Origin of the sequence: Paraburkholderia lebeckiae, assembly GCF_014201005.1 — a bacterium.
GTDB classification, from domain to species: Bacteria; Pseudomonadota; Gammaproteobacteria; order Burkholderiales; family Burkholderiaceae; genus Paraburkholderia; species Paraburkholderia tuberum.
The window spans coordinates 1-8,440 of sequence record NZ_JACHDK010000051.1; the positions used below are offsets into that span (position 1 = coordinate 1).

The 8,440-nt window shown below is 64.0% G+C and carries 5 protein-coding genes and 2 pseudogenes; 4 read left to right on the top strand and 3 right to left on the bottom strand.

What is annotated here, in order from left to right; genetic code table 11:
• A pseudogene (locus HDG39_RS34050) lies at positions 1-95 on the top strand (IS5/IS1182 family transposase); the annotation flags it as partial.
• A pseudogene (locus HDG39_RS35530) lies at positions 92-187 on the top strand (Crp/Fnr family transcriptional regulator); the annotation flags it as partial. The pseudogenes HDG39_RS34050 and HDG39_RS35530, both read left to right, overlap by 4 nt.
• 447 nt (positions 188-634) lie before the next feature.
• Here HDG39_RS35530 and lhpI read toward each other — a convergent pair.
• The 3 genes from lhpI to HDG39_RS34065 form a co-directional block, all read right to left on the bottom strand.
• Positions 635-1,573 (bottom strand): bifunctional Delta(1)-pyrroline-2-carboxylate/Delta(1)-piperideine-2-carboxylate reductase, encoded by a 939-nt coding sequence (gene lhpI, locus HDG39_RS34055; protein WP_184012617.1) that lies wholly within the window; start codon positions 1,571-1,573, stop codon positions 635-637.
• Between the two features lie 25 nt (positions 1,574-1,598).
• On the bottom strand, positions 1,599-2,990 hold the full coding sequence (locus HDG39_RS34060) for a short-chain fatty acid transporter (RefSeq protein WP_184012625.1): 1,392 nt from the start codon (positions 2,988-2,990) through the stop codon (positions 1,599-1,601).
• Between the two features lie 120 nt (positions 2,991-3,110).
• Positions 3,111-6,509 carry a molybdopterin-dependent oxidoreductase gene (locus HDG39_RS34065; protein WP_184012619.1) on the bottom strand — a complete coding sequence of 1,133 codons (3,399 nt, stop codon included), beginning with the start codon at positions 6,507-6,509 and terminating at the stop codon, positions 3,111-3,113.
• 112 nt (positions 6,510-6,621) lie between these two features.
• Between HDG39_RS34065 and HDG39_RS34070 the strand changes: the two genes are divergently transcribed.
• Entirely contained in the window at positions 6,622-7,533 is a 912-nt protein-coding gene (locus tag HDG39_RS34070; RefSeq protein WP_184012621.1) for a LysR family transcriptional regulator, read from the top strand.
• A gap of 521 nt (positions 7,534-8,054) precedes the next feature.
• Complete coding sequence (locus tag HDG39_RS34075; protein WP_184012623.1) at positions 8,055-8,291, top strand: hypothetical protein; 237 nt, start codon at positions 8,055-8,057, stop codon at positions 8,289-8,291.
• The last annotated feature ends 149 nt before the right edge of the window (positions 8,292-8,440 follow it).

Below are 8,440 nucleotides of genomic sequence, written 5' to 3' on the forward strand. Positions count from 1 at the left end.
TCTCCACCCGGTATGACAAGCTCGCTGACAGCTATCTCGTGTTTGCGTCCCTTGCCTGCTCGTTTGGGCCGCTTTTAAATGTGAACACGGCCTAGACAGACCGGGACTCGAAATGCGTGTGTGCGAATGTTACGGCGGAGTGAAGCACGAATTCGACCGGCTGTTACCCGCTTTGAAAGCGCTATAGAAATGGCGTGAGCTTGTCTCGACGCAAATTCAATTTCATGCAACGGTCAGGATGGTAAGCAAAACAAACGAATGACCGCTGTGCGGTCGGTTTGCGCCGCCCCACGAAATCACTGAAACGGCGGCTGCGGGTCGCGTGCCGCCGATCGCTGCCTTGTGAAGTTCGAGCGATGTATGCCGATTGCATGAGGCAGTGATCGGCCAATATTTGCCGTTCGCGCAATGCTGAAAGTCGTCATTCCAATGGCAGGTTTGCTACGGGAAACTGTCGCTCGATAGGAGTAACCCCTACCGTCGCTGGTGACCACGATGATGACGGACGACGACTACCCGCGTTGCCTCCAAATCGAGACTGACGGTGCTTCCCGGTTGAGCCGATAGCAATCCGGCTTGCTCCAAAGCTCGCGGATGTGCGCGCAATATCCATCGACTCGAGCGTCATGGTTCGCTACGCGCGCCCGCGTCGCTCATAGACCAGCGCCGCTGCCGCCAGGTCTTCGAGCGCCGTTCCCACTGCCTTGAAGACCGTGCGTTCCGTGTCGTTGACGCGGCCCGACGCCTGCTGGCGGCACAGCGTTTCCAGCGTCGGCCAACGCTGCGGATCGGCGATGACTTTGCGCTGCAGTGGACCCAGCAGATCGCCGGACTTCTGGAACGCTTCCGACGTATCGACGAACATCGTGGCGTTCATGAAGCACGCGTCGTCGGCTTCGCGCATCGCGGGCGTGAAGCTGCCGATCAAGTCGAGATGCGAGCCCGGCGCGAGCCATTCGCCGCGCACGACCGGTTCGGCGGCTAGCGTCGCGCAGGTCACGACATCGGCGCGCGCCACGCTTTCCGGCAGATTGTCGGCGACGCGCGCATGGAAGCCGAGTTCGTTCAGACGCGTGACCAGACGCTCCGATGCGGCGGGAACCGCGTCCCATACGTCGACTTCGCGAATGGGCAGCACGGCGCGGTACGCCTGCGGCACGAGACTACCCACGCGGCCCGCGCCGAGCAGCGTCATGCGCGTGGCGTCCTTGCGCGCGAGATAGCCCGCCGCGAGCGCGGACGCCGCCGCCGTGCGGCGCGACGTGATCTCGTTGCCGTCGAGCTGCGCGAGCGGCGCGCCGGTGCGGGCGTCGTAGAGCACATAGGTCGAATGCAGGCCCGGCAGGCCGAGCGCCGCGTTGCCGGGAAACACGTTGACGGTTTTGATGCCGAGATAACGCCCGTCCTGCCACGCGGGCATGATGAGCACGGTGCCTTCGTCACTTTCCGTCTCGATCTTGTGGTTGTGACGAAGCGGCACGTGACAGCCTTCGATGAACCTCTCGCGCAATGCGTCGATCAGTTCGGGAAAGGGGAGCGCGTCACGCGTAATGGCCGAATCCAGAATCTTCATTTGCAGACTTTCCTTGCGATGTTCTTCAGGGCATGACAGGTGCGTGGTAGGTCAGCGTCGGCGCGAGCGCCCACAGCATGACGACCACGAGCGGGACATGCACGATGAGCTGCGTGAACGTGAAGCCGACCACGTCCTTTGCGCGCAGTCCAAGCACGCCGAGCAGCGGCAGCATCCAGAACGGGTTGATGAGGTTGGGCAGCGCCTCGGCCGCGTTGTAGACCTGCACGGCCCAGCCGAGATGCACCTGGAGGGACTTCGCGGCTTCGATCACGTAGGGCGCTTCGATGATCCACTTGCCGCCGCCCGACGGCACGAAGAAGCCGAGAATCGCGGAGTACACGCCTATCACGGCGGGAAACGAAGCTTGCGACGAGATCGCGACGAAGAAGTGCGCGAGATGCTCCGACAAGGGCAGGCCGCCGGGCGCCGCGGCTTTGGTGAGGATGAAGGCGATGCCGCCATAGAGCGGAAACTGGATCAGCACGCCCGCCGTCGACGGCACGGATTTCGCGACCGCGTTCAGGAAGCGGCGCGGACGCCAGTTGAGCAGCATGCCGAGCAGAATGAAGACGAAGTTGTACGTATTGAGGTTCGAGATCGCGAGCAGCGGGTTCTTCGTCGTGAATTCATGGCCGATCCACACGATGCCGAGCAGCACGATCAGGATCGTCACGAGCGGGCTGTATTCGAGCCATTCGCCGGGGCGTGCGGGCTTCGCCACGTTCATGTCGATGTCGTCGAGCGGGACGCCCAGGTCCTGCGCCGTGCGCGCACGGTCGCCGACCGGCGCGGACAGGCCCGCGATCGCGAGCGACACAATGGTGAGCGCCGCGACGATCAGCATCGATTGCGGCAGAAAGATCGTTTCGGAAAACGGAATGACGCCGGTGATCGCGAGCAGCGTTTTCGGCAGGCTGTCCGCGTTGGCCTGCAATTGCGCGGCCGCCGAACTGAGCCCGAGCGCCCACGTCGCGTCCATGCCGAGATAGGCCGCCGCGCCTGCCGCGCGATAGTCCATGCGCAGGTCGGTGCGGCGTGCGAGCGCGCGCACCAGCAGGCCGCTGAACACGAGGCTGATCGCCCAGTTGAACAGCGACGTGCCGATGCTCACGAACGCGACGAACATCACCGCGCCGCGTGCGGTCTTCGGCAGACGCGCGAGGCGCGCGATCATCTTCGATGCGGGCGGCGAGACGGCGACCACGTAGCCCGAGATCGCGACGATGGCCATCTGCATCGTGAAGGGGATGAGGCTCCAGAAGCCGTCGCCGAACGCGATGCCCACGCGCTGCACCGGCGCGCCGATCACCAGTGCGCCCAGCGCGACGACGATCACCGCGATCGCCGCGAAGATATACGCATCGGGAAACCATCGTTCGGCCCAGCGCGTGACGCGCGCGGCCGTGCGTTCCATCGTGTTGCCCGTGCCTGAACCCGACGGTAGCGGCTCTGCCTGTGTGACCTGTTCTATGATGATGTTCCCCTCAAGCGTGTTTGCGTGTGTGTAGGTGTGAGTGCGGGTTTGGGTCATTCGTCATGCCTCGACGACAAGATCCGATAGCGGAATCGCCTGGCATGCGAAGCACATGTCGGGTTCCTCGGGCGCGTTGCCCGAGAGATGATCGGTGGAGCCCTTCGCGACCCGCACCGCGCAGCTTTCGCACTGCCCGACGCGGCAACCGCTCGGCAAGGACACGCCGACGCTTTCGGCGAACGCGAGCAGGCTGCCTTGCACCGGCGTCCATCGCGCGGTCTTGCCGGAGCGCGCGAAGGTCACCGAAAAGGCCCGCGTTGCATCGGCGCGCGGCTGCGAAGGCGAGCGGAACGCTTCCTTGAAGATGTCGAAAGCGGGCACGTCGCGCGCGACGAGTCCGTCGATGATCGACGTCATCATCGGCTCTGGGCCGCACAGGTAGAAGCGCGCGCGGCGCCGGATCAGATCGTCGCCGATCACGGACGCGTCGAGATAACCGGCGCGCTCGTAGTCGATGCGGGCCACATCGAGTCCCGCGCGCGCATGCGCATAGCAGTCGAACACGCGCAATGCGGGCCACGCTTTGCGCAACGCCTCGATGCGCTCTTTGAACGCATGCGCTGCGCCGTGACGGTTCGCATAGAAGAGCCACGCTTCGGGACGCTGCTTCGTCGCGGTATCGCGCGCGAGCGATTCCAGATACGACATGAACGGCGTGATGCCGATACCGCCCGCGAACATCACCACGGGCTGGCGCGAACGCATCGGCAGCACGAAGATGCCGCCCGGCGCGCGCAAGGCCACCCCGTCGCCCACGGCGAGTTCGCGATGAATATGGCTCGACATCGCGCCTTGCGGCTGATGGCGCACGGAGATCGTGTAGGTGCGGCGGCCGCTTTCCTTCGCATGGCCGACGAGCGAATACGCGCGTGTGGTGCCGCGTTCGCCGAGCGTCGCGACGTGCACGCTCACGTGCTGACCCGGCAGATAGTCGGGCAGCGGGCCTTCGTCTTTCGCGGTGAAGGTGACGGTGCGCACGCCTTCGGCTTCGTCGACGAGCTTCGTCACGATGAAATCGCGCCAGCCCTTCCATGCGCGCCGCTTGCGTTCGAACGACGGATCGGGCTGCAGATCGCAGGCAAGCGCGCGCATCGGCATGGAGCCGGACAGCGGATCGTATTGCCTGCCCGACACCAGATTGCTGAAGTTGCTGTTGCGCTTGCCGCGCGCGTCGAAGCCTTGCATGCCGAGTTCGTCGCATGCCTGCCACCAGCCGTATTCGGCGATGAGCACGTCGTCGGCGAGCGCCTCTTCGATTCGCGCGACGAAACGCGCCGAGCCGCGCGCGGTGCGCAGCATCACCCAGTCGTCGTTCTCGATGGCTTTCTTCGCCGCGAGCGCCGCACTCATTTCGACCAGCGGATAAGGCGCGCGCTTGCGCAGTCGCGTCACGCCGCGATGCTGGCTGTGACAGTAATAGCCGTTCTTCGTCGAGGTGAGCACGTAGGGATACGCCGGGTCGCGTGCTTCATTTGTGAGGCCCGCAGGCGGCACATACATCGGCACTGGCGCATAGCCATGCCGCAAAAGCTTTTCCGAATACAGCTCGACACGCAGCGTCTCCGTGCGAAAGCCGCGCGGGCCGTCGTGCGCCGCCAGCGCGTACTGCTTCTCGCGTTGTTCGAGCGGAGGCGAAATGCCTTCGGGATGCGCGCGCAACGTGGCCACATCGAGACCGAGCGGCGCGAGCATATGATTCCATCCCGCTTCGATGCTGCCGCCGAAGAACGCGTCGCCCATGCCCAGACGCGTCGCGAGCGCGAACACGATGTCGTAATCGGCGCGGCTTTCGCCACGCGGGCTCACCATGCGCTGACGCAACTGCACGAGTTCCACCGCGCGCTCGTCGATCTCGAAGCCGATGCGCAAGCCCTCGCGTTCCCAAGGCGTATTGATCGGCAGAAAGATATCCGCGTAGCGCGACGACGGCGTTTCGTAGAGGTCGCAATGCACGTGAAATTCGAGCTGGCTCAGCGCGGCGTGCGCGGATTCGGCATCGGGCTGCGAGACTAGCGGATTGGTGCCGAACGCGAACAGGGCGCGTACCTTGTACGGCTCGCTTTCGAGCATCGCGCGATACATGTCGCGCGCCGTGATCCAGCCTTGTGCGGGCGGGCCGAGCGGACGTTCGTCGAGGCCGAGCGCCTTGGCGCGCTGCTGCGGCGCACAGAGCGCATACGTGCTCACGGTATTGGCCGGCTGCTTGACGAACTCGCGATTCGAGCCGCGCGTGTCGAAAGCGCCCGTGAGCGCGTAGAGCGTGGCGATGGCGCGCTCGGTCTGCGTCGCATTGGTGTGCTGGCCGACGCCCGACCACGCGTGATACGCGATGCGCGTACGCGGCGCGAGCAGGGCGGCAGCGCGTTCGAGCGCATCGGGTGCGACGCCGGTGATCGCTTCGACGCGCTCGGGCGTGAAGTCGTCGAGCGCGCGCCGGTAGCACGCGAACGCCGGTTCGCATTGCACGGTTGCCACTGTGTACAGGCCGTCGAGCGCCAGGTCGTCGGGCGTCGTGTGCGCTTCCTCGCCGAGCGCTTCCGCACGGCCGCGCGTCGCGTTCCATATGACATAGCGATTCGAATGCGCCCGCGGATCGATGTCCCGCTCGCGCAGGAAATGACCGTTGTCGCGCCGCACTAGCAGAGGCGCATTGGTCCATGCGCGCACGAACGCGTCGTCGTAGCCGCGCGAGTCGATGATGCGGCGCGCGATGCCCATCGCGAGCGCCGCGTCGGTGCCGGGCCGCACGCGAAGCCACACATCGGCTTCACGCGCGAGGGCCGTCGGGCGCGGATCGGCGACGATCAGCTTCGCGCCGTTGCGGCGGCCGGCAGCAATCGCATCGGCCTGCGCGAGCCACGTATTGGCGGGGTTCGTGCCCCACAGGAGAATGACTTCGGCGTGGCGGTAGTCGGCAACAGGCATGCCGCAGCCGAACGTGAACGCATGCGCGACGTCCTTGTGCCAGTTGCAGATTTCCGTCGCATAGCAGATGTTTGGGCTGCCGTACGACCAGATGAAACGTTCGACCCAGTCGATGCTGTCGCTCATCGGCGTGCCGCTGGGCGTCGTCACGCCGAACGCCACCGCTTCGGCTCCGTGCTCGCGGCGCAGCGTATCGAGTTTCGCGGCGATTTCGTCGAGCGCCTCGTCCCAGCCGATGCGCACCCAGCCCGGATCGTCGGCGCCTTTGTGCGTGGTGCGGCGCATCGGATGAAGCACGCGGTGAGGGCTATGCACGAGTTCCGGCGCGGACTTGCCCTTCAGGCACATCGCGTGGCCTGTGGGGTGGTCGCGGTCGGGGCGCACTTCCGTCAACTGATCGCCGCGCACGATGTTGATCGTGCCGCAGCGCGAGCGGCAAAGCGTGCAGTAGCCCTTTTTTTCCTCGACTTCCATCTCGTCTCCGGGTTCGATAGGGCTATGCTACGAAACCAGAAGCGATGCCAAATTCATATTTTTGATCCGGCAATATAGAGTTTTTCAATACCTCACATTCGGGCGTTTTCATATGCCGCGCCAGATCACCCTGCGTCAGATCGAGTACTTTTTATCCGTCGCCGATACCGGGCAGATTTCGCATTCGTCGAATCTGTGCAACGTTTCGCAGTCGTCGATGACCATCGCGCTGCAAAACCTCGAGGACGCGGTGGGCGTGCCGCTTCTGTCTCGGCATGCCAAAGGCGTGCGGCTCACCGATGCGGGCGTGCGCTTCATGCGGCACGTGCAGCAGGCGCGACAGTCGGTGCAGGAGGCGGTGCTCGCGGCGCAGGAAGTGCCGGAGCAGATTTCGGGGCGGGTGTGTGTCGGCAAAACGGAGACGATATCCGCGTATCTATTGCCGTCGTTGATGTCGACCGTCACGCGCCGCTTCCGCAATCTGCAGGTCGAGGTCATCGAGCGCGAGCGCGAAACCATCGAACGCCAGTTGCTCGACGGCGAACTGGACATGGCGCTGCTGCTCGTCTCCAACACCGCGCTGCACGACGACCTGAAGTGCGAAACGATGATCCGCTCGCCGCGCCGGTTGTGGACGCCGCCCGATCATCCGTTACTCGAAGCGCAGCGCGTGACGCTCGGGGACGTCGCGCAGGAAAACTATCTTCTGCTCGACATGGACGAGCACGTGCAGACGGTCGCGCGTTACTGGGGGAAGTACGGCGTCACGCCGCGCGTGCGCATGCAGAGTACGTCGATCGAGGCGGTGCGCAGTCTCGTCGCGTTGGGCGAGGGCGTGACCATACTTTCTGATCTCGTCTATCGGCCGTGGTCGCTGGAAGGCAATCGCATCAGCCGCAGGGACTTGAGCGTGGCGGTGCCGACCATGGACGTGGGCGCGGTGTGGCGCCGGAATGTGACCTTGAGCCGCCAGGTGAGGACGCTGCTGGATCTGTTCAGGTCGTGGAAGCACAGCACATTGTGATCGGCCGCTCCATCCGGAAACCGGACGTTTGTATCGGGCGTTGCTGAGTGTCGGTTGAGGGTCGACTTGCGACGATCATCCGCTGCGGGCCGGCAAGCGGTTCTCAATTCAGCTATCGGACCGGGTTCGGCCACAAGCCGCCCTTCACGGGGCGAGCTCATCGGTCGTTCGGGCGGCGGCTCGGCAGCGCATAACAGCCGCTCAAGAGTTCAAGCGAAAGTCAGGAATTGCGAATTCAGGTACCAGCGGCTCACGGTCGAAGGGTCAGGGAATCTTGAAGCATCTGGTGCAGCCGGAAAGAACGCATCTCGCGGCACCCGGTCCCTTCCCGACGCTCGGCACGTCTGTCAGGACCATCAGTACTCGGGGCGCAGTTCAACCAATAGGCAATTGCCGTCTCGAACGCCTCTGCAAGCAGAATTACGACGCCGGTTACCGACCTCGTACGGGATCAGCGCCTGTAGCCGTATGAACCATGCAACGTTCGCGTGTTAGTCTCCGATAACGACATGGAGGCTTTCATGCAACGAATGATCACCTATCGTGGCTTCGAGATTCACGTCGAGTTGACTCCGGCTGCGGAGGACACGTTTAACGTGACTGTCCAGATCAAAGGCGGTACCAACCTCCAAGTGCTCGGCGCGCGGGGGGGCCGGATCGCGCTGCGCAACGGCCCTTTTACTGAACGATGGGCCTATCTGGTTGGGGAAGTCGCCGGTCAAGCCGCAATCGACCTGCTGCTTGGCCCGACTAGCTGATTCCATTCCTGTTTCGCCGCCTCGACACACTCACTCGTCCCGCCGACTACGGTCACTAGGGTCTGTTTACATTTGACGAAATCTTTCAATTACCCACTTTTTTCTCGGCCCAGCCAATACCCAAGCTCGATGTCGATCAATCGATGCAT

Excerpts from the sequence above, each read along its gene's own strand:
- lhpI (WP_184012617.1), bottom strand. The coding sequence starts at position 1,573 with ATGAAGATTCTGGATTCGGCCATTACGCGTGACGCGCTCCCCTTTCCC.
- HDG39_RS34060 (WP_184012625.1), bottom strand. The coding sequence starts at position 2,990 with ATGGAACGCACGGCCGCGCGCGTCACGCGCTGGGCCGAACGATGGTTT.
- HDG39_RS34075 (WP_184012623.1), top strand. The coding sequence starts at position 8,055 with ATGCAACGAATGATCACCTATCGTGGCTTCGAGATTCACGTCGAGTTG.
- HDG39_RS34070 (WP_184012621.1), top strand. The coding sequence starts at position 6,622 with ATGCCGCGCCAGATCACCCTGCGTCAGATCGAGTACTTTTTATCCGTC.
- HDG39_RS34065 (WP_184012619.1), bottom strand. The coding sequence starts at position 6,509 with ATGGAAGTCGAGGAAAAAAAGGGCTACTGCACGCTTTGCCGCTCGCGC.